Origin of the sequence: Sulfuricurvum sp. IAE1 (assembly GCF_004347735.1) — a bacterium.
In the GTDB taxonomy this organism is placed as follows: Bacteria; Campylobacterota; Campylobacteria; order Campylobacterales; family Sulfurimonadaceae; genus Sulfuricurvum.
In genome coordinates this window covers 349,149-370,302 of sequence record NZ_SLTI01000007.1, presented here as the reverse complement: position 1 = coordinate 370,302, position 21,154 = coordinate 349,149, and the positions used below count along the sequence as shown (strand labels likewise).

Annotated in this window: 20 protein-coding genes and 1 tRNA gene; 19 read left to right on the top strand and 2 right to left on the bottom strand. The window is 54.2% G+C overall.

Features of this window, described 5'->3' with window-relative positions:
• Window positions 1-3: 3 nt before the first annotated feature.
• From E0765_RS02495 to dxs, 15 genes are all read left to right on the top strand, one after another.
• On the top strand, window positions 4-450 hold the full coding sequence (locus E0765_RS02495) for a DUF3015 family protein (protein WP_132811637.1): 447 nt from the start codon (window positions 4-6) through the stop codon (window positions 448-450).
• A gap of 57 nt (window positions 451-507) precedes the next feature.
• On the top strand, window positions 508-2,304 hold the full coding sequence (locus tag E0765_RS02490; protein WP_132811636.1) for a DUF4105 domain-containing protein: 1,797 nt from the start codon (window positions 508-510) through the stop codon (window positions 2,302-2,304).
• A 47-nt stretch (window positions 2,305-2,351) separates the two neighbouring features.
• On the top strand, window positions 2,352-3,335 hold the full coding sequence (locus tag E0765_RS02485; protein ID WP_132811635.1) for a transaldolase: 984 nt from the start codon (window positions 2,352-2,354) through the stop codon (window positions 3,333-3,335).
• A 7-nt stretch (window positions 3,336-3,342) separates the two neighbouring features.
• On the top strand, window positions 3,343-4,545 hold the full coding sequence (locus tag E0765_RS02480; RefSeq protein WP_132811634.1) for a type IV pilus twitching motility protein PilT: 1,203 nt from the start codon (window positions 3,343-3,345) through the stop codon (window positions 4,543-4,545).
• 78 nt (window positions 4,546-4,623) lie between these two features.
• Window positions 4,624-5,160, top strand: a complete 537-nt coding sequence (locus tag E0765_RS02475) for a 50S ribosomal protein L25/general stress protein Ctc (RefSeq protein WP_132811633.1) — start codon at window positions 4,624-4,626, stop codon at window positions 5,158-5,160.
• Between the two features lie 2 nt (window positions 5,161-5,162).
• A complete protein-coding gene (gene pth / locus E0765_RS02470) occupies window positions 5,163-5,711 on the top strand; it encodes an aminoacyl-tRNA hydrolase (protein ID WP_132811632.1) in 549 nt (182 codons plus the stop codon).
• A gap of 55 nt (window positions 5,712-5,766) precedes the next feature.
• Window positions 5,767-6,855 (top strand): LptF/LptG family permease, encoded by a 1,089-nt coding sequence (locus E0765_RS02465; RefSeq protein WP_132811631.1) that lies wholly within the window; start codon window positions 5,767-5,769, stop codon window positions 6,853-6,855.
• Window positions 6,856-6,872: 17 nt separating this feature from the next.
• Window positions 6,873-8,075: a diaminopimelate decarboxylase gene (lysA, locus tag E0765_RS02460; protein ID WP_132811630.1), complete on the top strand. Its 1,203-nt coding sequence runs from the start codon at window positions 6,873-6,875 to the stop codon at window positions 8,073-8,075.
• A 9-nt stretch (window positions 8,076-8,084) separates the two neighbouring features.
• The gene (locus E0765_RS02455; RefSeq protein WP_132811629.1) at window positions 8,085-8,864 is read left to right on the top strand and encodes an HAD-IIA family hydrolase; all 780 of its coding nucleotides are present in this window, start codon (window positions 8,085-8,087) and stop codon (window positions 8,862-8,864) included.
• Window positions 8,861-9,943 carry a prephenate dehydratase gene (pheA, locus tag E0765_RS02450; RefSeq protein ID WP_132811628.1) on the top strand — a complete coding sequence of 361 codons (1,083 nt, stop codon included), beginning with the start codon at window positions 8,861-8,863 and terminating at the stop codon, window positions 9,941-9,943. Before E0765_RS02455 ends, pheA begins: the two co-directional genes overlap by 4 nt.
• The gene (gene hisC / locus E0765_RS02445) at window positions 9,940-11,034 is read left to right on the top strand and encodes a histidinol-phosphate transaminase (RefSeq protein WP_132811627.1); all 1,095 of its coding nucleotides are present in this window, start codon (window positions 9,940-9,942) and stop codon (window positions 11,032-11,034) included. Before pheA ends, hisC begins: the two co-directional genes overlap by 4 nt.
• An 18-nt stretch (window positions 11,035-11,052) precedes the next feature.
• Complete coding sequence (gene fliF / locus E0765_RS02440; protein WP_132811626.1) at window positions 11,053-12,774, top strand: flagellar basal-body MS-ring/collar protein FliF; 1,722 nt, start codon at window positions 11,053-11,055, stop codon at window positions 12,772-12,774.
• A gap of 8 nt (window positions 12,775-12,782) precedes the next feature.
• The gene (fliG, locus tag E0765_RS02435; RefSeq protein WP_132811625.1) at window positions 12,783-13,808 is read left to right on the top strand and encodes a flagellar motor switch protein FliG; all 1,026 of its coding nucleotides are present in this window, start codon (window positions 12,783-12,785) and stop codon (window positions 13,806-13,808) included.
• A 5-nt stretch (window positions 13,809-13,813) separates the two neighbouring features.
• Window positions 13,814-14,596 carry a flagellar assembly protein FliH gene (gene fliH, locus E0765_RS02430; RefSeq protein ID WP_132811624.1) on the top strand — a complete coding sequence of 261 codons (783 nt, stop codon included), beginning with the start codon at window positions 13,814-13,816 and terminating at the stop codon, window positions 14,594-14,596.
• 67 nt (window positions 14,597-14,663) lie between these two features.
• Window positions 14,664-16,481 (top strand): 1-deoxy-D-xylulose-5-phosphate synthase, encoded by a 1,818-nt coding sequence (gene dxs / locus E0765_RS02425; RefSeq protein WP_132811623.1) that lies wholly within the window; start codon window positions 14,664-14,666, stop codon window positions 16,479-16,481.
• Here the strand turns inward: dxs and pgeF are convergent.
• The gene (gene pgeF, locus E0765_RS02420) at window positions 16,468-17,220 is read right to left on the bottom strand and encodes a peptidoglycan editing factor PgeF (RefSeq protein WP_132811622.1); all 753 of its coding nucleotides are present in this window, start codon (window positions 17,218-17,220) and stop codon (window positions 16,468-16,470) included. The two genes, dxs and pgeF, sit on opposite strands and share 14 nt — an antisense overlap.
• 78 nt (window positions 17,221-17,298) lie before the next feature.
• Between pgeF and E0765_RS02415 the strand changes: the two genes are divergently transcribed.
• The 4 genes from E0765_RS02415 to E0765_RS02400 all read left to right on the top strand — a co-directional run bounded on the left by E0765_RS02415 (window position 17,299) and on the right by E0765_RS02400 (window position 20,984).
• Window positions 17,299-17,376, top strand: a tRNA-Pro gene (locus E0765_RS02415).
• A gap of 101 nt (window positions 17,377-17,477) precedes the next feature.
• Window positions 17,478-19,409 (top strand): 5-histidylcysteine sulfoxide synthase, encoded by a 1,932-nt coding sequence (ovoA, locus tag E0765_RS02410; RefSeq protein WP_132811621.1) that lies wholly within the window; start codon window positions 17,478-17,480, stop codon window positions 19,407-19,409.
• Window positions 19,400-20,578: a PatB family C-S lyase gene (locus E0765_RS02405; protein ID WP_132811620.1), complete on the top strand. Its 1,179-nt coding sequence runs from the start codon at window positions 19,400-19,402 to the stop codon at window positions 20,576-20,578. Before ovoA ends, E0765_RS02405 begins: the two co-directional genes overlap by 10 nt.
• A complete protein-coding gene (locus E0765_RS02400) occupies window positions 20,565-20,984 on the top strand; it encodes a pyridoxamine 5'-phosphate oxidase family protein (RefSeq protein WP_132811619.1) in 420 nt (139 codons plus the stop codon). Before E0765_RS02405 ends, E0765_RS02400 begins: the two co-directional genes overlap by 14 nt.
• Here the strand turns inward: E0765_RS02400 and E0765_RS02395 are convergent.
• Window positions 20,956-21,132 carry a uracil-DNA glycosylase gene (locus tag E0765_RS02395; protein ID WP_132811618.1) on the bottom strand — a complete coding sequence of 59 codons (177 nt, stop codon included), beginning with the start codon at window positions 21,130-21,132 and terminating at the stop codon, window positions 20,956-20,958. The genes E0765_RS02400 and E0765_RS02395 overlap by 29 nt on opposite strands.
• Window positions 21,133-21,154 lie beyond the last annotated feature (22 nt).

The following is a 21,154-nucleotide window of genomic DNA, read 5'->3' as shown; positions in this document are numbered from 1 at the left end:
TAAATGAAAAAAATCATTCTTTCGTTTGTTGCGGTTGCGGCATTGAGTACGGCCGGTTTCGCGACGGTGAACAATCAAACGGGATGCGGTCTGGGATCGCAGATTATCAAAGACGACAGTTCGGCGCTGATGCTCGCCCTTCAGGCGACCACCAACACGACGCTGGGAAACCAGACGTTCGGGATTACGTCGGGAACGTCTGGATGTAAACGTGCCAGACTGGTAATGAACGAGCGCGCGGCGGAGTTCGTCGCATCGAACATGGATCAGCTTTCCCGCGAGATCGCAATCGGTCAGGGTGAAAGCGTCGATACGCTGGCCGAATTGCTGAACGTCGATGATAAAGCCGCATTCGCGGCGACGTTGCAGGCTAACTACAACGCGATCTACACGAGCGAAAAAGCCGATATGGCATCCGTGATGGATAACGTCGCGACGATCGCCGGCTGATAGTGTCCGATCCTCCCGCATTCGCGGGAGTTCGTTAGTCCACAGTAAAGGTTTTTTTTGCCTCTTCTCGTCTTTTTGTGTGCGATGAGTTTGGCGGTCTGGGGAATGCCGACCGATAAACTCATCGCACTCTCCCGTGATATGAATCTTTCCGAAACGCGTTACTGGCATTTGCTGATGCATGCCCCGCAAGAAGAGAGCGAGATCGACGATCCGGCTTTCTTCCTCTCGCCTCTTGGAAAAAACGATCCCCGTTCTGAATTAGAAGCAACCATCCGTCATCTCAACGAAGATGCGAACCGAAGCGATGAAAGCCCGTTTTGCCGATTCCCGGCCCGAAGAGCATGGCTGGAAAAAGAGCTGGGGGTTTCTTTCGGCGGGGGGGAATGCGGGGAATACGAAACGCTGCTCGAAAAACTCGACCCCCAAACAGTGACCCTGGTCTTTCCGAGTGCGCACATCAATTCGCCCGCGTCGATGTTCGGACACACGTTTTTACGGATCGATTCGTCGATGGAAAGCAAACTGATGTCGTACGCCATCAATTATGCGGCCCACACCCAGGATACCAACGGATTGCTCTTCGCCTACAAAGGGCTCTTCGGCGGGTACTACGGCTATTATTCGATGTTGCCCTATTACGAAAAACTTAAAGAGTACCGGGATACCGAAACCCGTGACGTGTGGGAATACGATCTGAATCTTACCCGCGATGAGGTAATGGCGATGGTTCGCCATATCTGGGAACTTCAGCGGATCAATTCGTGGTACTATTTTTTCGACGAGAATTGCTCGTATCACATGCTTTGGCTGACCGAAGTGGCCCGACCGAGCGTACGATTGCGCGAACATTTCTTTTATTACGTGATCCCCCCTGAGACGGTACGCGCGTTCGAAGCCGAAGGGCTGGTGAAAGCCAAACACTACCGTCCCTCCAAACGGACGAAGCTGCTCGAATACGAACGTCGCCTTTCCGCACAGGAAATTGCGGCGGTACATGCGTTGCAAGAAGGATCAATGAATCCCGATGATCCTGAAATATCGGGTATACCGATGCAGGAACGCCGCTACGTTCTCGAAGCGGCGGCCGAACTCGTCGAATACCGTTACATCGAAGGAAAAATATCTAAAGAAGTGTATGCCAAACGTTACCATGGGCTCCTCTCCCAGCGCGCCTTGTTAGGGAAAGGGGAATCTTTGGCACACCGTGAAAAAGCCAATCCCGACACGGCCCACAATGCCGCCCGCATCCGACTGGCCAAAGGGTGGAGCGACGAACGCTCCCCTATGCTGATCGGATGGCGGCCGGCGTTCCACGATCTGGAAGAAGACGATACGGGGCATCTGAGTGGAGCGCAAATCGAATTTCTCGATACCCTAGTGGGGATCGAGGATTCAAAAGCGGAGCTCGAAAAGTTCACCCTCCTTTCGCTTGCGTCGGTCGCTCCGGTGAGCCGCTTTTTCAAACCTTTTTCATGGCGGATGAAAAGCGGGTGGGATCGTGAGTACGGGGGAGACCGCCTCAGTTTCGTCACCCGTGTCGGTGCCGGGGCGGCGTTGGGCGATGATCGTCTTTACGGTTATTTGCTGAGCGAACCCGAGGTGCGGCTAGGATTCGATGCCGATGTGGGGATCGGGTTGAGTGCGGGGGGCGGCATCAACTGGATCGGGCGGATGAAAACGTCGTTCGAATTTAGCCGGATTGGTTACATCGAAGCTCCCTGGAAGACGAAGATTTCGCTGTCGCACCTGTGGCAGTGGAGTCCCGGGGGGAATCTGTTCGCCGCCTATGAAGTACACGATCAGCATGCGTGTGAAAAGCGGATACGGATCGGGACGAACCTCTATTTTTAGCTCTTTTTGGGCATAATAACTTCACATTGCGTTAGGGAGCCTTTTTTATGTACATTGCCGAATCACGTTTTGCCCTGTGGGCCGATTTCATCGAGCGGACTTTTCTGGATGAAGGGTTCAAAGAGCTCATTTCACGGGGGATTATCAACGGTGCCACGTCGAACCCCGCGATTTTCAAAAGTGCGATTTTGACTTCTCCGGCGTACAAGGAACAGTTGTCGGAGCTGAACGGACTTTCGGCAAAAGAGAAATACGAGGCCCTGGCCGTGTACGATATCCAAAAAGCGGCCGATATCCTGCGCCCCCTCTACGAAGCGGGAGACGACGGTTACGTCAGTATCGAGGTCGATCCGTTTTTGTGCGATGATGCGGAGGGGACGATCAGCGAAGGGATCCGGTTGCATACGACGATCGGCCGGCCCAACGTGATGATCAAGGTCCCGGCGACGGAAGCGGGATACGCGGCGATGGAAGCGTTGGCATCACGGGGTATCCCCGTTAATGCGACCCTGATTTTTTCGGTCGCTCAGGCACTTGCCTGCGCCCGTGCGTTCGAACGTGCGGCGGCGAAAGCTTCCGAAACGGTTGATACGGTCATCAGCGTATTTGTGAGCCGGATCGACCGTGCGATCGACGGTACACTCGCTTCCAAAGAAGTAGCGCAAGGACTGACGGGGATCATGAACGCTGCGGACATCTACAACCGCGTCGAAGCGCTCGGCGTTCCCAAATGCCGGGTACTGTTCGCCAGTACCGGAGTCAAAGGGGAGGATATGCGCCCTTCGTATTACGTCGACGAACTGCTGGCGCCCGGAAGCGTCAACACTGCCCCCGTGGCGACCATCGAGGCGTATGTCCGTGGAGGTGACCGAACGATGAAGCTGCCGCTGACGGAATCGACGATACTGGACCATATGAACGCCGTTGCGGCGGCGGGAATATCGATGGAAACTATTATCGATGAACAGATCCGAGAGGGGCTCGAAGCCTTCAAGATCGCATTTAACGAGATTCTAAGCGCACTGGAGTAACCCGGACATGAACGAACAGATCCAACGTCTGCATCAAGTCGACGTCAATCAGCTCAATTTCGAGGTTTTGAAAAAGATCCGCGGCTATCTTCGGCGGATGGTTGAAGCGGGAGGAAGCGATCTTCACGTCAAGGCAAATTCGGTGGTCCGGGCGCGGATCAACGGCGATATCGTGCCGCTTTCAGGCGAAATCCTTTCCAAAGACGATGCTTTGATTTTTGCCAAAGAACTCCTTCGTACCCGCTTCCCCGAGCTGGTCGAGAAAAAAGAGCTCGACCTGGTGTATCCGTTTGACGAAAACACCCGTTTTCGTATCAATATCTTTTTCCAGATGGAGGGGATCTCGGCCGTTTTCCGTCTGATCCCGGTCAAGATTCTGACTATCGATCAGCTCAATATGCCCGAAGTCGTGCATAGTTTTACCCAGATCGAACGGGGACTGGTTCTGGTCACGGGGGTTACCGGGAGCGGTAAATCGACGACACTGGCGGCGATTATCGACGAAATCAACAACAACCGCCGCAAGCACATTATCACGATCGAGGACCCGATCGAATTCGTCCATAAAGACCGTAAATGCATTATCAACCAGCGCAGCGTCGGGCAGGATACCCGGAGTTTCAGTTCGGCTCTGCGCGCGGCCCTGCGGGAAGACCCCGATATCATCCTCGTCGGCGAAATGCGTGACGTCGAGACAATCGAAATAGCACTGCACGCGGCCGATACGGGTCACCTGGTTTTCTCGACGCTTCATACCCTTGATGCCAAAGAGACGGTGAACCGTATTATCTCGGTATTCCCGCATGAAGAACAGAATCGGGTAAGGATGACGCTTGCGTCGGTACTCAAAGGGGTCATCTCGCAGCGACTGGTCCCGACGGTAGAGGGAAAACGGGTAGCCGCCCTGGAAGTTTTGGTCCGCACCCCGCGGATCGAGCAGCTGATTGCGGAAAACCGCGATATCGAAATTCCCGATACGATCGCGGAGGGTAAAGAACTCTACAAGTCGCAGACGTTCGACCAGGCACTTCTTGACTTGTACCAGGCGGGGCGTATCAGCCGCGAGGAGGCGTTGTCGTATGCGACGTCGTCATCGGATCTCAAGCTCAAAATGGAAGGGCTGAGCTCGAAAGTGGACAAAGATAAGCTGGGCGTCGACGATTCTCCCAAAGAGTTCCGCGAAGAAGACTATATCGGGCTCAAACGCTGATATCGAGCCAAAAGTTTTAGGATAACACAAGCTTTTTTTAAGTATAATCCGTCCCATTTTATTTTGAAGGACATGATTATGCTAGAAGGCATTGTAAGAGAGAGTATTGGCAAAAGCGCGACAAAAGCGTACCGCCGTGATGGTTATCTCATTGCCAACATCTACGGAAAAGGGCTTGAAAACGTTCACGCCGCGTTCAAAATGAACGACTTCATCCGTACCGTTCGCAACAAAGAAACCGTAGCGTTCCCCGTTAACGTCGGCGGAAAAGAGATGAACGTCGTCGTTCAGGGGTATGAGTCTCACCCGGTTTCAGGAAACCTGTTGCACGTTGATCTGATGGTAGCTCAGCCGGGTGTCGTCACCCATTATCATGTACCGGTTAAACCGTTCGGAAGCCCGGTCGGTTTGAAAAACAAAGGGATGCTCTATGTTGCTAAAAAACGCCTTCGCGTTAAAGCGGCAATCGAAAACCTCCCCAACGCGATCGAAATCGATGTTTCTCCTCTTGACCTGGGCGATTCCGTCCTCGTACGTGACCTCCCGGTAATGGAAAACGTGAAATTCACCGATTCAGACCGTGTATCGGTTCTGAGCGTTATCAAAGCGAAATAATCATGCTGATCGTCGGTCTGGGCAATCCCGGCCCGGCGTATGAGCGTACCCGTCACAACGTCGGGTTTATGGTAATCGATGAGCTTTGCGGTCGCCGCAGCGTTCAACCCGTTTCAAAGAGCTCCTTCGAAGGGGAGCTGTTTAAAATGGGGGAACATTTTCTCCTCAAACCCACTACCTACATGAATCTCTCCGGCAAATCGGTCCTGGCCGTCAAAAATTTTTATAAAATCGACGACGTGATCGTTATTCATGACGATCTTGACCTTCCCTTCGGCGCACTCCGTTTCAAAAAAGGGGGCGGCCACGGAGGGCATAACGGCCTCAAGTCCACCGATGCGGCGATCGGGCCTGAATATATCCGCGTCCGGATGGGAATCGGCAAACCAGAACACAAATCGCAGGTAGCCGATTACGTTCTCCATGCGTTCAGCGCCGAAGAGAGCGTTTCGCTTCCCGAATGGATCGCGAAAGCGGCGGATGCCGTTGAAATGCTGCTCAAAACAGATTGTGCCGAGGTGGCTTCCAAATGCTCCCTCAAGGGAATGTGAGTTTTATAGCTTCGTTTGGATACAATAAAGCCTAACTTTTTGACATTGGGTTTTTATGCTCGCTTTTACGACTTTATCGCTTTTGTACCTGCGCTATTTCTTTATCATACTGATCGCTCTGGGGAGTTTCATGGTCGGATTCGACCTGATGGAAAACGCTTCGGAACTTCCCGACTCCGCCAACCTCGTATTGATCTATATCATGTACAAGGCTTTTTACGCCGTCGACATGATGCTGCCGATCTCTTTGGTCTTCGCGATGATCGCGACGTCGGTGGAAATGGTCCGCTCCAACGCGCTGGCGGCCTATTATGCGATCGGGTATTCTAAGCGGCGCATCCTGGCCCCGTTTATCAGCGTAGCCGTTTTGATGGTGGGGATTCACATCGCCCTGCACGCCACGAATTTCGCCCGGGCCAACGAATTTGCGAACAACCTGCGTGAGACGTCGCAGTTTATCCGCCCCACCAGTAACCTCTTTTTTACCCACGAAGGGAACTATGTCTATTTCGGTAACCTCTATCCGCTCACCCGAAAAGCCGAAAAGATCCGTATTTTTACGTTTGAAAACGGCCGACTTAAAGAGGTTCTCAGTGCTTCGGAAGCGGTCTACGACAACGGCTACTGGAATATGAAAAGGGCCCATGTCATCCGCCCCCCCGAAAGTCTGGCGCTTGAGGCTTCGGGGATCGTCACCGAAGACCGGACGAACGTCCGCGCGCTGAAAGATTTCAAACCGAAAATACTTGACCAGGTATACGAAGGAAAAGCCAATTTTACGATCGTCGACGGGTTCGAAGCGCTGGCGCTGCTTGAGAACCAGAACGTCGACGTCGGCAAAATCGAAAGTGCGATGTTCCGAATTTTCGTGACGCCGTGGTTTGCGGTGATGCTGATCGTGATTTTTTTCTCTTATGCTCCTATCAGCGCCCGGTTTCTGAACCTGTCGGTATTTAGTTTCGGAGCCATCCTCGCAACGCTGCTGGTGTGGGGATTTTTGTTTATGATGGGAGAGCTTTCGAACAACAAAACCCTCCCCCCTCTCATCGGCGTCGTAGCTCCCGTCGCCTTTCTCTTTGCGTTTATGCTCTGGCGTGTTGGAAGTCCCCTAAGGAGAGTTAGGGTAAAATCGCGACCAAATTAAATGAGAAAAGGATAACGGTGACCGATTTCAAAGCTTTGGCCCAAACGTACGGCACACCTCTGTATGTTTACGATTTCGACGCGATGAGCGCGCAGTTTGAATCTCTGAAAGAGGCGTTCCGCGGGCGCAAGTCGATTCTGGCTTACGCGGTGAAAGCCAACTCCAATCTCAGCGTCGTCAAACATTTCGCACAGCTGGGAGCGGGCGCGGACTGCGTATCGATCGGCGAAGTTCGCCGCGCTTTGATGGCGGGCGTCCCGAAATACCGTATTCTCTTCAGCGGGGTCGGGAAACGCGACGATGAGATCCGCGAAGCGATCGAAGCCGATATCCTCTACATCAACGTCGAAAGCGAAGCGGAGCTCTCCCGTGTCGAAGCGATTGCGGCGGAATTGGGCACAACCGCACGGATCAGTATCCGGGTCAATCCCAATATCGATCCCAAAACCCATCCCTACATTTCGACGGGGTTGCACGACAACAAGTTCGGTGTTGAGATTGATGCGGCAAAGCGGATGTATATCCAGGCCAAAAATGCTCCCTCCCTTGATCCGGTCGGGATTCATTTCCATATCGGCAGCCAGCTTACCGAACTCGAACCGATCTACGAAGCGGCCGTTATCGTCGCCGATCTGCTCCGTTCGCTGCAGGCGATCGACATCGAATTGAAGTTTTTCGATATCGGAGGCGGTCTTGGGGTTCGCTACAACGACGAAACGACGATCGCACCGTACGATTACGCCCAAGCGGTTCTTTCGGCGCTGCGGGGGCTGGATGTCACCGTCGTATGTGAACCGGGCCGTTTCCTCACGGCCAACGCGGGCTATTTCCTGACCAAGGTTTTGTACGAAAAACGCAACGGTGAGAAACGTTTCGTCGTCGTGGACGGGGCAATGAACGACCTGATCCGTCCCAGCCTCTATAAAGCGTATCATCGCATTGAGGCACTCGGAAAAACAGGGGAAGAGAATGCCGCGGATGTTGTCGGACCGGTATGCGAAAGCGGCGATTTCCTTGCGAAAAACTATCCGCTTCCCCCGATGGAACATAACGATCTGCTGCTGGTCCACAGCGCCGGGGCGTACGGTTTCGGAATGGGCAGTAACTATAACACCCGCGGACGTTCCGCGGAAGTCGCCATCGAGGGAGGCAAAGAACGACTGATCCGCCGCCGTGAGACCTTTGATGACGTCATTGCGTGCGAGCGCGATTACCTGTAGGAAGGCCCGATGTATTTTATCGATGTGCAGGGGACGCTGATCGAGGACAATACCAAGCAACCCGTACGGGGTGCCGTTGCGTTTATCGATCGCCTTAATGCGCAGGGGATCCCGTATATGGTCATTACCAACAGTACGAAAAACCCCAGTGACGAGTTTTTGGGATACCTCCGTTCGATCGGGCTGGCGATTTCCCCTGAAAAATACCTCGATCCCCTGATGATGCTTGAGGGCTGCATCGACAAAAGCGAAAAAATTGCGGCCTACGGTTCGGAGCCGTTTTTGAATGTCGTCCGTTCGATGGGGTACACGCTCGATTACGTCCGTCCCGATGCCGTTTTGATCGCGATCAAAGAAAATTTCGGCGCCGACGAATACGCGCAGATGATCGAATTCCTCCTTTCTGGGGCACGTCTGATCGGTATGCACGAAACCTCGCTTTACGTCAAAAATCACAAACGCTATCCGGGGGTAGGGGCGATTCTCAAAATGCTCGAATTCGCCACTTCCACTCCCTACACGGTCGTCGGAAAACCGAGCGGACCGTTTTTCGCCGAGGCGTTGCGCCGTATCCGCCTTCAGTCTCCGCAAGCTCGCTACGAGGATATCACTATCATCAGCGACGACGTCAAAGGGGATCTGGTCGGTGCGCAGAAACTGGGGATGAAAGGGGTGTTCGTCCTGAGCGGAAAAATCCGCAACGCGGATGAGATATTGCCCTCGCTCGACCCCGCCGAACGTCCGGGTGCCGTCTATTCTGATATGCAGGAAGTATTGGAGAACCTATGAATACACTTGAAGAATGCAGAGCGAGAATCGACGAAATCGATAACGCCGTCGTCGAATTGCTCAATCGCCGGATGGAAGTCGTTCGCCGTGTCGGGGAGATCAAGCATGAAAGCAATACGGCGATTTACCGTCCCGAAAGGGAAAAAGCGATCATCGACCGTCTCACCCGCATGAGCGAAGAGTCGGGAGGGTTGCTGAATCGTCAGGCGATCGAAGCGGTTTTTCTCGAGATTTTCGCCGTGTCTCGCAATCTCGAACTCCCCGAACGGATCGCCTACCTGGGGCCGGAGGGGAGTTTTACCCACCAGGCGGCCGAATCGCGTTTCGGGGCAATGAGCGATTACCTTTCACTCGGTTCGATCGACGCGGTGTTTAAAACGCTCGAAGCGGGACGGGCGAAATTCGGCGTCGTTCCGATCGAAAACAGCCGTGACGGCGTTGTCGGGGAGACCCTCGATCTTCTGGGGAAAAGCACGGTGAAAATCGTTGCCGAACTCTATATGCCGATTCACATGGCGTTCGCGACAAAAGCCGAAAAGATCCACCATATCAAACGGATCTATTCCAAAGACAAAGGATTCGGCCAATGCCGCGAGTTCCTCCTCGAACACGGGCTCGATACGGTGGAGCACATCCCGGTCGAATCAACGGCGAAGGCGGCGATCCTCGCCTCTAAAGATCCCGAGGCGGCCGCGATCTGTTCCCACATCGCGGCGAAACTCTATCGCGTCCCGACGCTGTTCGAGAACATTGAAGATACGCACAACAATGCGACCCGTTTTTTTATCCTCAGCGATTTCAAAAACGGTCTCAGCGGCGAAGACAAGACCTCGATTCTGGTCCGTCTCAAAGATGCCCAGCGGGCGGGAGCGCTGGTCCATTTCCTCGAAGATTTCAATAACGCCCAGATCAACCTGAGCAAGATCGAAAGCCGCCCTTCGCGCGACAACGACGGTTTCGGGTACTGGTTCTTCATCGATTTCTTCGGGCATATCGACGAACCGCGCATTCAGGAAGTGATTCAAAAACACGAAGATGAAGTAACGTGGCTGGGAAGCTACGTCAAGGGAGAATTATGACTTTTAACACGACATTGGACAGTATCAAAACGTACGAAGCGGGAAAACCGATCGAACTGGTAGTGCGCGAATACGGCATTGCCCCCGATCAGATCGTCAAGCTCGCCAGTAACGAGAACCCCTTCGGGTGTTCTCCGAAGGTCAAAGAAGCGGTGCGCTCGATCATCGACAACATGGCTCTTTACCCCGACGATTCGATGCTCAAACTCAAAACCGCCCTGGCGGCCAAATACGGTATCGATCCCAAAGAACTGGTCATCGGTGCGGGGAGTGACCAGGTCATCGAATTCGCTGTCCATGCCAAAGCGCATCCGGGAGCGAAAGTGCTGATGAACAGCGTTACGTTCGCAATGTACGAAATTTATGCCAAACAGGTGGGAGCACAGATCGTCCGGACCGCTTCGCGGGTCCATGATATGGACGAGTTCTATGCCCTCTATACCGAGCATAAGCCGCAGATCATTTTCCTCTGTACCCCCAACAATCCGACCGGTGATGCGATCGACGCCGACGCGATGCTCTCGTTCATCGGGAAAATCGACAGCGATACCCTCGTCATCGTCGACGGTGCGTACATGGAATACGCCCGGTTCAAAAACCCGGCCAAAGCGGTTGAACCGCGCGACCTGATTGCGCGTTTTGATAACGTGCTTTTTCTTGGGACGTTTTCCAAAGCGTACGGCCTAGGCGGAATGCGTGTCGGTTACGGCATATCCCGTGCTCCGATCATCGAAGCGCTTTACAAAGTGCGTCCCCCGTTCAACATCACGACTCTTTCGCTCGAGGCGGCGTCAGTGGCCCTCGAAGACGAAGCGTTCGTAACCGAATGTATCGCCGACAATTTTCGGGAAATGAAGCGTTACGAAGCCTTTGCCGCACACAAGGGGATCGATATCATCGAAAGTTATACGAATTTCGTCACTTTATCCCTGCCTGAAGAAAAAAATTCGTCGAAAATTGCGCAAGAACTGTTAAAAAAGGGTATGATTGTACGTGATTTAAGCAGTTACGGTTTGAACGCGATTCGCGTTACCGTCGGTACCGCTGCACAGAACGACCGATTTTTTGAACTCACGAATTCTTTGCTATAAAAGTAGACATAGGTAAAAATGGATTTTAAGGCCCTTTTCTCGCAACTCGTTGTTTTTTTCGGAAAGCTTAACCGTACCCAGAAGACCATCATCGGGGCGGCGGTAGCGGGAATTGTCGCTTTTTTGGTGTTCCTGGTCGTCTATACTTCGGGCGGGACCAAAGAGAGTGAAGACGGCTATCAGGTACTTTTTGACCAGCTCTCCCCGCAAGATGCCGCGAAAGTGATCGAGCAGCTCGAAAAAGATCAGATCCCCTACCGTGTTCCCCGCGAGAATGTGATCGAAGTCCCCAAAGAGGTGGTGTATAAAGAACGGATCGCGATCGCTTCACAGGGGATTCCCAAAGAAGGGCACGTCGGGTTTGAACTCTTCGACAAACAAGAATTCGGGGCGACCAGTTTTGATCAGGAAGTAAAATTCCGCCGTGCTCTGGAAGGGGAACTCGCCCGGTCTATCGACTCGCTTGCACCCGTCGAAAAATCGAGCGTAAGCCTTGCTCTTCCCAAAGAGACTTTGTTCGTTTCCGAAGAGGTTCCCCCCTCGGCATCGGTCATGGTGCAGCTCTACCCCGATCGGAAGCTCACACCCAAACAGATTACCGGGATCAAAAAGCTTGTCGCTTCGGCCGTACCGAAACTCAAACCCGAGAACGTTGCCCTGATCAACTCTGAGGGCGAAACACTCGGCGACGACGAAGCGGCGGCTCAGATGGGCGAACTCTCCCAGATGCAGCAGCAGTTCAAAACCAAAGAAGAGAAAAAACAGGAAGAAAAAATCATCAACGTCCTTGCCCCTTTCATCGGCGGCAAAGACCGCGTCGTCGCCAAAGTGACGATCGAATACGATTTTTCCGAACAAAGTTCCACCTCCGAGACGTTTGATCCCGAAAACGTTGTCCGAAGCGAGCAGTCACTGGAAGAAAAACGCGAAGGGCCTGCACCGGCGCAGGTCGGCGGCGTTCCCGGAGCGGTCAGCAACATCGGTCCCGCAGAAGGGCTTGGCAACACCACGACGGGCGAGAAATACGAAAAAACGCAGGGGACGACGAATTACGAGATTTCTAAGACCGTTTCCACCAAAAAAATGGAGTTCGCCCGTATCAAGCGGATGACCGCCGCGGTTGTCGTCGACGGAAAATACGAACCCAAAAAAGACGCCAACGGGGAACCGACGGACGAGATCGAATACATCGCGCTCGATGAGACGCAGCTTCAGGCGATCGATGCGTTGGTTAAGCAGTCCATCGGAGTCGATGAACAGCGCGGAGACCAGGTGACGGTCCGCAATTTCGAGTTCCAGGCTTCGAAAGAGGGGATGCAGCCCAAAGACACGGCATCGAAGACTTCGGAATTTATCGAAACCTATCTCAAGCCGTTCTTCCCGGTATTCAAGTATCTGCTCGTAGCGCTGATTCTCTACATCGCGTACCGTCAGATCATCATTCCGTTTGCCGAGCGGATGCTTGAATTCAGCCGTGAAGAAGAGGAATTTGAGAAACCGAATCTCGAGATCAGCGACGACGAGGACGAGGATTTGGCGGAAAAAGTACAGCAGATGCGTAAAAAGGTGGAAAACCAGCTCGGTATCGGCGAAAATTTCAACGAGGACGAGCTCAAATACGACGTTCTTCTCGAAAAAGTTCGCGAAGTCGCCGAAGAGCATCCCGATGAACTGGCCTCTTTGATTCAGGCATTGATCGAAGAGGAATCGGCACCTGAGGGTGCCATGCACAAGCGATAGGAGGGACCATGACGCTCACACCGCAACAACAGGCCCATTTTGACGAAATGTCGATGGCGGAAAAAGTGGCCGTATTACTGGTACAGCTGGGTGAAGATGTCACCGCGACCGTTTTCTCGCGGATGAGCGTCGAAGCGATCACCGAGGTTTCCAAATACATCGCCAACAACCGCTCGATCGAAAAAAATCTCGGCGCCGCCGTCCTCGAAGAGTTCTACGCCATCATCCAGTCCAATCAGTATCTTAATACCGGCGGTCTGGATTATGCCCGTGAAATTCTTTATAAGGCGCTTGGCCCGGATGAGGCGAAAAAAGTTCTCGAACGTCTCTCAAAATCGATGCAGAACATTCAGAATTTCTCGTATCTGGCAAAAATCAAACCGCAGCAGCTGGCCGACTTCATCATGACCGAGCACCCGCAGACGATCGCGTTGATCCTGGCGCATATGGACGCTTCGGCCGCCGCCGAAACGCTGTACATCTTCCCTGATGATCTGCGGGCCGAAGTGGCGATGCGGATGGCGAAACTGGGCGATATTTCCCCTTCGATCATCAAGCGGGTCAGCGCGGTGCTTGAAAGCAAACTCGAAGCGCTCGCCAGCTACAAAGTCGAGGTCGGAGGGCCGCGTGCGGTCGCCGACGTATTCAACCGCCTGGGGGCAAAAGCTTCCAAAGCGACCCTGTCGCAGATCGAGCAGCTTGATCAGGAACTGGCCGCATCGATTAAAGAGATGATGTTTACCTTCGAAGACATTGTCGACCTTGACGGCGCAAGCGTGCGCGAGATCCTTAAATCGGTCGACAAAAATGACCTCATGCTGGCGCTCAAAAGCTCCGCCGACGAGCTCAAAGAGAAATTTTACGCCAACATGTCACAGCGGGCCAAAGACGCGTTTGTCGAAGAGATGCAGTTTCTTGGGGCGGTCAAGGTCAAAGAGGTCGAGGCTGCGCAGCGCAAAGTCGTCGAAGTGGTCCAGAACCTGGCGGAGCAGGGTGTCTTGCAGCTGGGTGAATCTGAAGAGATGGTGGAGTAATCTGAATGGATGTCGTTATACCCAACGATCGTACCGGCGCCCATACGATCAGCAAATACCAGTTTAAAATCCTTTCGTCGCTTTCTGGCTCCAGCGTGGGCGAAGCGAGCGAAGAGATCGCCCGTTCCACAGGTGAGGTGCCTTCGGCAGTTCCGGTACAGCCTGGGATAATGCACCCTTCGAACAAAGACGACCTGATCGAGTCGCTTCTCAAAAAAGCGGACGAAATGAGTTCCAACGTCATCAAAATGCAGATGCGCCTCGAAGCGATGCAGGAAGAACACGCCCAGGCGCTCGAAGAGGCGAAAAAAACCGCTTATGAAGAGGGAGTGGCTGCGGGAATCGAGCAGGAAAAATCGCAAAGTCTCCAGCGTCAGGAACATTCGCACGACCAGCTGGCGGTGTCGGTCAAGACGCTCGAGAATGCGGCCAAAGAGTTCGTTACCGCGCTCGATGCGATCCAAAAAGAGCTTACCCATACCGCGCTTGACATCGCCAAAGAAGTGATCGGGATCGAAACGCATGAGAACAGCGCGAAAATCGCAGCCAAACTCTCAAGCGACCTGATCGAAGACCTCAAGGATGCTTCGAAAATCACCCTGCGGGTCAACCCGATCGATCACGGATTCATTTCCGAGAAGGTGGGATCGCTTTCTCACGTGGAAGTACTCTCCGACCGGGCGATCAGCCCCGGAGGCGTCGTTGCGATCAGTGACGTCGGGAACATCGATTCGGAGATCAAAAAGCGTTACGAGAGGCTTAAACGATCGGTCTTACTTGAATCGTAAAGCCTTTTTCGAACCGTTTCTCCTATAATGGACTAATTTCACCGATTTTCAGGATTTATCATTGCTTATGGACATTAAATATTTTACGCTTCAAGAACTGGCGGAACTCTCCCAGAAAATCCGCGAACGGATTTTGGAAGTGGTCAGTTCGAACGGGGGGCACCTGAGCTCCACGCTCGGCGCCACCGAGATCATCGTCGCGATGCACCGGGTTTTCGACGCCTCCAAAGACCCTTTTATTTTCGACGTTTCGCATCAGTCCTATGCCCATAAACTTCTCACCGGGCGGTGGGAAGCCTTTTCGACGCTGCGGAAATTCGGAGGACTCAGCGGGTATACGAAGCCTTCCGAATCCCCGATGGACTATTTCGTTGCGGGCCACAGTTCGACGTCAATTTCGCTGGGGGTCGGAGCGGCCAAAGCGATCGCGCTCAAAAACGAGCAGTCCAGCCGTATCCCGGTCGTACTGATCGGGGACGGAGCGATGTCGGCGGGGATGGTCTACGAAGCGCTGAACGAACTCGGAGACCGTAAATACCCGATGGTCATCATCCTTAACGACAATGAGATGAGTATCGCAAAACCGATAGGTGCGCTGAGCCGGATGCTCAGTTCCGCGATGGCCAGCCCGTTTTATCAGCGTTTCAAACGTAAGACCGAACAGTTCGTCGACAATTTCGGGGAGGGGGCCCATTATCTGGCCAAACGATTCGAGGAGTCGTTCAAACTGATCACGCCGGGGATCATGTTCGAGGAGATGGGGATCGAATACATCGGTCCCATTGACGGGCACGACCTCAAATCGCTGATCGAGACGTTTGAGACGGCAAAATCGATGGGCAAACCGGTTCTGGTTCACGTCCAGACGATCAAGGGTAAGGGATACGAAATCGCCGAGGGAAAACACGAAAAATGGCACGGCGTTTCTCCTTTTGACCTCAAAAGCGGTACCGCCAGCGCGAAAAGCGCGGCCAAAAGTGCTACCCAGATTTATACCGAAGCGTTGATGGCGGCGGCGGATGCCGATCCGAAAATTGTCGGCGTCACCGCAGCGATGCCCAGCGGAACGGGAATGAGCGAACTGATCGAAAAATATCCCGACCGTTTCTGGGACGTGGCGATCGCCGAGCAGCATGCGGTCACGTCAATGGCGTCACTGGCTAAAGAGGGCTTCAAGCCTTTTTGTACGATTTATTCGACGTTTTTGCAACGCGGGTTTGATCAGGTCGTCCACGATGTCTGTCTGATGGATCTGCCGGTTGTTTTCGCGATGGACCGTGCCGGTATCGTCGGGGAAGACGGAGAGACCCACCAGGGAGCTTTTGATATCAGCTTTTTGCGGCTGATTCCCAACATGACCCTTTGCGCCCCGAGAGACGAACGTTCATTCCATCAGGTAGTCGCTTACGCGGCGGCTTATGAGCGCCCCTGCGCGATCCGTTACCCCAGGGGGGCTTTTTTCGATGCGGATCTTCCCGCATCGGAGCCTTTCAAGACGGGGAAAGCGCAGATGCTCGTCGAAAACGATACCGATACCCTTTTTATCGGTTACGGTAACGGCGTCGGGCGCGCGGCACAGACGATGGAGTACATGGACGAAAAACCTTCCCTCCTTGATTTGCGGTTTGTCAAACCTCTTGATGCCGCGATGCTGCGAAGGATGGCCCAAAAATACAAGCGCTGGTACGTTTTCAGCGATTCGGCCCGTATGGGGGGAGTCGGAAGCGCTCTGCTCGAGTGGCTTTCCGAAGAGAAGATAGCGGATGTGTCGGTCGTCACGTTCGAATACGATGACGCATTTATCAAACACGGTAATACCCGTCTGGTCGAAGAATCGCTCGGATTACTTCCCGAACAGCTTGCGCGCCGCGTCAGCGAAGCATGATAACCCCGGCGATCCGCCCCGTTTGACGCGCGTCGGCACGGTAGGAAAAATAGGTATCGCATCGGCACGCCGTACATTCTCCCGATACTTCGACCGCTTCGGCGGGTACCCCCGCAGCTTCGAGCTGCCGCAGCAAAATCGCATTGACGTCCAAAAATACCTTTGAGCCTTCGTAGCGAAGCGCCCCGGAATACCCCAGCGCCGTAACCGTAGACGCGATGAGAGGGTTGATTTCGTAGCAGCATCCGCCGATGGAGGGCCCCATGCTGACCAGAAGGTTTCCGGGACGGGTACCGTAGGCTTTTTCCATTGCCGCAACTGTTTTGGGAAGAATGGCGTTTAGCGCCCCTTCGCGCCCGGCGTGCACCGCCCCGATGGCCCGTGTATCCGGATCATACAGCAAAATCGGGGTACAGTCGGCGCTCATCACCATGAGGGGAATCAAGATGCGGTCGGTAATCAGGGCGTCGCATTCGGGAGGGGTGTCGAACCTCGCTTCCTCGGCGATCATGACCACTCTGTCCGAATGGATCTGGCGCATGTATACCAGAGAGGAACGTTCGTATCCCAGGCTTTGGGCCAGCAGGTCATGGTTTTGCGTCACCAGGATGGGGTCGTCTCCGACGTGAAACGCCAGATTGGCGCTCTCGTAGGGGGCAGGGGAGACACCCCCGCCGCGCGTGGTGAAACAGGCAAGAAGGTCGGATGAATTCAATAGGCTCGAAGGTAAGGTTTTCATGCAAACGAGTATAACCCGATTAACTTTTAGGTGGGATTAATCAAATTTCGATTATCCTTCCATTCCACTTTTTTACGTCGGGGCGTAGCGCAGTTTGGCTAGCGCACTACCTTGGGGTGGTAGAGGTCGCCTGTTCGAGTCAGGTCGCTCCGACCATTTTTCCTCTCTTTTAGCATTCTCCCATTATACTATCCGAAATCTATTTTCTAATCCGAATTTTATGCATATCGTTTCGCAAGATATCCAAAGGACTTTGAGTGCAAAGACAGATGAGATCGGTACGTTTGGACGGGACGGACGTCGACGCCAAACGCCGTGAACTCAGAGATTATTTTTACCAGAGCTACGATCTGTTCGAATCGCTGTTCGAACTTCTCGCTTCGGACGACGTGTTTTATCGGCAGTCCGAGCCCACACGCCATCCGATGATTTTCTATTTCGGTCATACGGCGGTGTTTTACGTCAACAAACTGGTGGCCGCCGGGGCATTGAACGAACGGATCAATCCGCGCTTCGAGTCGCTTTTTGCCGTCGGTGTCGATGAAATGGTGTGGGACGAGCAGAGCAGCCGGTTCGCGTGGCCCGAAGTTTCGGAAGTCCGTGATTACCGCCGTGCCGTCCGTACGCTGGTCGGGGAATTGATCATGACCCTTCCCATGAGGTTGCCGATCGTCCAGGAAGATCCTTTCTGGGCGATCTGGATGGGGATCGAGCACGAACGGATTCACATTGAAACTTCCAGCGTTCTGCATCGGCAGATGCCGCTTGCCTACATCCGTCCTCTCGCTGCGTTTCCCGCCTGCCCGCGTAGCGGCGAAGCACCCGAAAATGCGATGGTTCCCTTCGCGGGGGGGAGTATCACGCTGGGAAAAGGGAACAGCGATCAGGGGCTTTACGGCTGGGACAACGAATACGGTACCCGTGAGTATACGCTTGAAGGGTTCGAAGCCTCTAAATACCTTGTCAGCAACGGCGAATTTTTGGCGTTCGTCGAGGACGGCGGATACACCGACGGACGATGGTGGGATGCGGAGGGGGAGAAGTTCCTCGCTCTGCGGGGCGCTAAGTGTCCGCCGTTTTGGATTCCCGTATCGGGAGGATACCGTTTCCGGACCCTGTGTGCGGAAATCGATCTTCCCATGGACTGGCCGGTTGAAGTCAATGCACTTGAAGCGCAGGCTTTTTGCCGCTGGAAAAGCGATCGCGACGGGTACGGGTATCGTCTTCCCGGCGAGGCGGAGTGGTACCTGATGATGCGTGAAAGCGGGATGGAAGAGCAGGTATACGATGATACGCGCGCGAATATCAATTGCGCCCATTACGCTTCGTCGGTTCCCGTCGATACGTTCGCACAGGGGGAAGTGTACGATGTTCTGGGCAATGTCTGGCAGTGGACGCAGACGCCGATAGAGGGGTTTGAAGGATTTGCCCCCCATCCGTGGTATGATGATTTCTCGACCCCGACGTTCGATACCAAGCACAACCTGATCAAAGGGGGTTCGTGGATCTCGACGGGGAACGAGATCGTGAGCTTTTCGCGGTATGCGTTCCGTCGCCATTTTTATCAGCATGCGGGGTTCCGGTATGTTCGCGGAGGCCGGGTTGAGGAGCGTGAGCGCGCAGCGGTCATCGAGGATCCCGAAGTTGCGGGGTTGTGTGAAACTGGGTACGGGGAGGGGAACGGTTTCGCCGTTGCCGCAGCCGAGGCGATTGCACCGTTTTCGAATGGCGGTAACGTTCTTGAACTGGGGTGCAAAGCGGGGCGGCTGAGCCTTGAGCTCTCCAGGTATTTCGATACGGTCGTCGGCGTTGACCGTTCCGCCCGCTTCATCTCACCGGGGGTCGAACTGTTGCGGGAAGGGACGATCCGCTACCGGTTTGGAACGTCGGTTCGCGAAGTGGTACTCGCATCGCTCGATCTTCCGCTTGCAGCGGAGAAAGTGGAATTTTATCAGGCCGATATGCGTAATCTCAAACCCCATCTGCAAGGGTATGGGTGCATTGTCGTCAACGCGGTCTACGAGCCGGTTTCCGATGTCGAAACGATCGCCGAAGCGATGCGCGAACGGCTTAAGGCGGGCGGATCGGTGATTGCCCTCACAAATGCCGCGGTGCGCCGCGACGCGCGCCGCTTTGCCTACACCCGCGGCACAGAGACGGTAGAGGGATATCTGAACGTATGGAAATAAACCCCTATAACGTCCTGATCGACCGCAGCGGCACCAATGCCGAAAAATACGCCCTTCGTACCCATTTGTTCGGTACCGATGAGGTACGGCCGATGTGGGTGGCCGATATGGATATCGCGACCCCGGAATATGTTTTGGAGGCGGTAAAAAAGCGCTTGAACCATCCGGTAATGGGATACGAAATCATGCCCGATGCCGCGTACGAAGCCCAGATCGGATGGTTTGCACGTCACCATGCGTTAATCATGAAGCGCCAATGGCTCAGCTATTCCCCCTCGGTCGTCGCGTCGCTTGGGTGCGCGATCCGCGCACTGAGTGAGGAAGGGGACGAGGTGATCGTGATGGACCCCGTTTATCCTCCCTTTTACGCGACGGTGAAACATAACCGCCGAACCTTGATTGTCCATCCCCTCCGTCGTGATGCGGAGGGGGTATACCGCTTCGATCTCGACCTCCTTGCATCCCAGGTCACCTCCCGAACGAAGCTGCTGTTGCTGTGCTCCCCTCACAATCCGCTGGGGCGGGTCTGGTCGCGGCAGGAGCTCGAAGCGCTCGGAGCGTTTTGTCTGGACCGGGGGATCCGGATCGTGAGCGACGAAATCCACTGTGACCTCGTTTACGCCCCGAACCGTCACCTTCCGACGGCGTCGCTTTCAGACGCGCTTCGTGAGAATACCGTCATGCTGATCGGACCTGGAAAAACGTTCAATATGGCGGGATTTTTGATTTCGACCGTCTGTATCCCCTCGGAGGAGTTGCGTGAACGTTACGATGCCGAACGCAAGCGTCTTCATTGGGGGGAAGGGGCTCTTTTGTCCCACGTCGCGTTTGAGGCCGCTTACGCGCGGGGCGATGCGTGGTATGCGGGACTGATGGATCATCTTGCGGGCAATGTCGAGACGATTGCCTCATGGGCATCGTCTCAGAACGCAATCGGGTACCGCAAGCCCGAGGGGACCTATCTGGCATGGCTTGATTGCCGTACTTTGGGAATGGGGGATCGCGAACTGCGCGACTTTTTCGTCCGTGAGGCCAGATTGGGGTTGAGCCCCGGGCTGGGATTCGGTAAAGAAGGGAGCGGATTTATGCGGCTCAATTTCGCCGTTCCGCGGAGCGTTTTGGAGGAAGCGCTCGAGAGCATGGGGAGGGCGATCGATGGAACGCGCTAAAATCGACGCCTTTATCGCCCAACACCATCTGCTTTCCCTGGCGACGTCGGGAGAGAGGCTGTGGTGCTTTTCGGCGTTTTACGCCTACGATCCGGTGAGTGTTTCGTTCATTGTGGCATCGGACGAAACGACCGAACATATCAGTAATGTTCTGCGTAACCCTTCGGTGGGCGGAACGGTGGCGCTGGAGACCAAAACGGTCGGGAAAATACGGGGAATCCAGTTTGTCGGGCGAATGCTCCGCGCGTCGGACGAGGAGGCCCGCCGTCTTTATTTCGGGCGGTTTCCGTACGCCCGGGCGATGCACCCTACATTGTGGCGTATCGAGCTCTATGAGCTCAAAATGACCGATAACACCCTAGGCTTCGGGAAAAAAATCAGTTGGAAACGTTCCCCTTCGGGGTGAAATAGGTACAGGGTTTGCCGCTGGAGCTGAGGACCACCTGCGAAGGGAGAAATTTGGACTTGAAGCCGTAGGCTTTGCAGCCGTGCGGCTGGTGCGCTTCCCACGTTACGAAATAATAGGCGCAGCGGTGACAGTTGATCTTTTGCATGATCGAAAGTTTACCGTATAAT

Excerpts from the sequence above, each read along its gene's own strand:
- E0765_RS02495 (WP_132811637.1), top strand. The coding sequence starts at position 4 with ATGAAAAAAATCATTCTTTCGTTTGTTGCGGTTGCGGCATTGAGTACG.
- E0765_RS02485 (WP_132811635.1), top strand. The coding sequence starts at position 2,352 with ATGTACATTGCCGAATCACGTTTTGCCCTGTGGGCCGATTTCATCGAG.
- E0765_RS02480 (WP_132811634.1), top strand. The coding sequence starts at position 3,343 with ATGAACGAACAGATCCAACGTCTGCATCAAGTCGACGTCAATCAGCTC.
- E0765_RS02475 (WP_132811633.1), top strand. The coding sequence starts at position 4,624 with ATGCTAGAAGGCATTGTAAGAGAGAGTATTGGCAAAAGCGCGACAAAA.
- pth (WP_132811632.1), top strand. The coding sequence starts at position 5,163 with ATGCTGATCGTCGGTCTGGGCAATCCCGGCCCGGCGTATGAGCGTACC.
- E0765_RS02465 (WP_132811631.1), top strand. The coding sequence starts at position 5,767 with ATGCTCGCTTTTACGACTTTATCGCTTTTGTACCTGCGCTATTTCTTT.
- E0765_RS02455 (WP_132811629.1), top strand. The coding sequence starts at position 8,085 with ATGTATTTTATCGATGTGCAGGGGACGCTGATCGAGGACAATACCAAG.
- pheA (WP_132811628.1), top strand. The coding sequence starts at position 8,861 with ATGAATACACTTGAAGAATGCAGAGCGAGAATCGACGAAATCGATAAC.
- hisC (WP_132811627.1), top strand. The coding sequence starts at position 9,940 with ATGACTTTTAACACGACATTGGACAGTATCAAAACGTACGAAGCGGGA.
- fliF (WP_132811626.1), top strand. The coding sequence starts at position 11,053 with ATGGATTTTAAGGCCCTTTTCTCGCAACTCGTTGTTTTTTTCGGAAAG.
- fliG (WP_132811625.1), top strand. The coding sequence starts at position 12,783 with ATGACGCTCACACCGCAACAACAGGCCCATTTTGACGAAATGTCGATG.
- fliH (WP_132811624.1), top strand. The coding sequence starts at position 13,814 with ATGGATGTCGTTATACCCAACGATCGTACCGGCGCCCATACGATCAGC.
- dxs (WP_132811623.1), top strand. The coding sequence starts at position 14,664 with ATGGACATTAAATATTTTACGCTTCAAGAACTGGCGGAACTCTCCCAG.
- pgeF (WP_132811622.1), bottom strand. The coding sequence starts at position 17,220 with ATGAAAACCTTACCTTCGAGCCTATTGAATTCATCCGACCTTCTTGCC.
- E0765_RS02405 (WP_132811620.1), top strand. The coding sequence starts at position 19,400 with ATGGAAATAAACCCCTATAACGTCCTGATCGACCGCAGCGGCACCAAT.
- E0765_RS02400 (WP_132811619.1), top strand. The coding sequence starts at position 20,565 with ATGGAACGCGCTAAAATCGACGCCTTTATCGCCCAACACCATCTGCTT.
- E0765_RS02395 (WP_132811618.1), bottom strand. The coding sequence starts at position 21,132 with ATGCAAAAGATCAACTGTCACCGCTGCGCCTATTATTTCGTAACGTGG.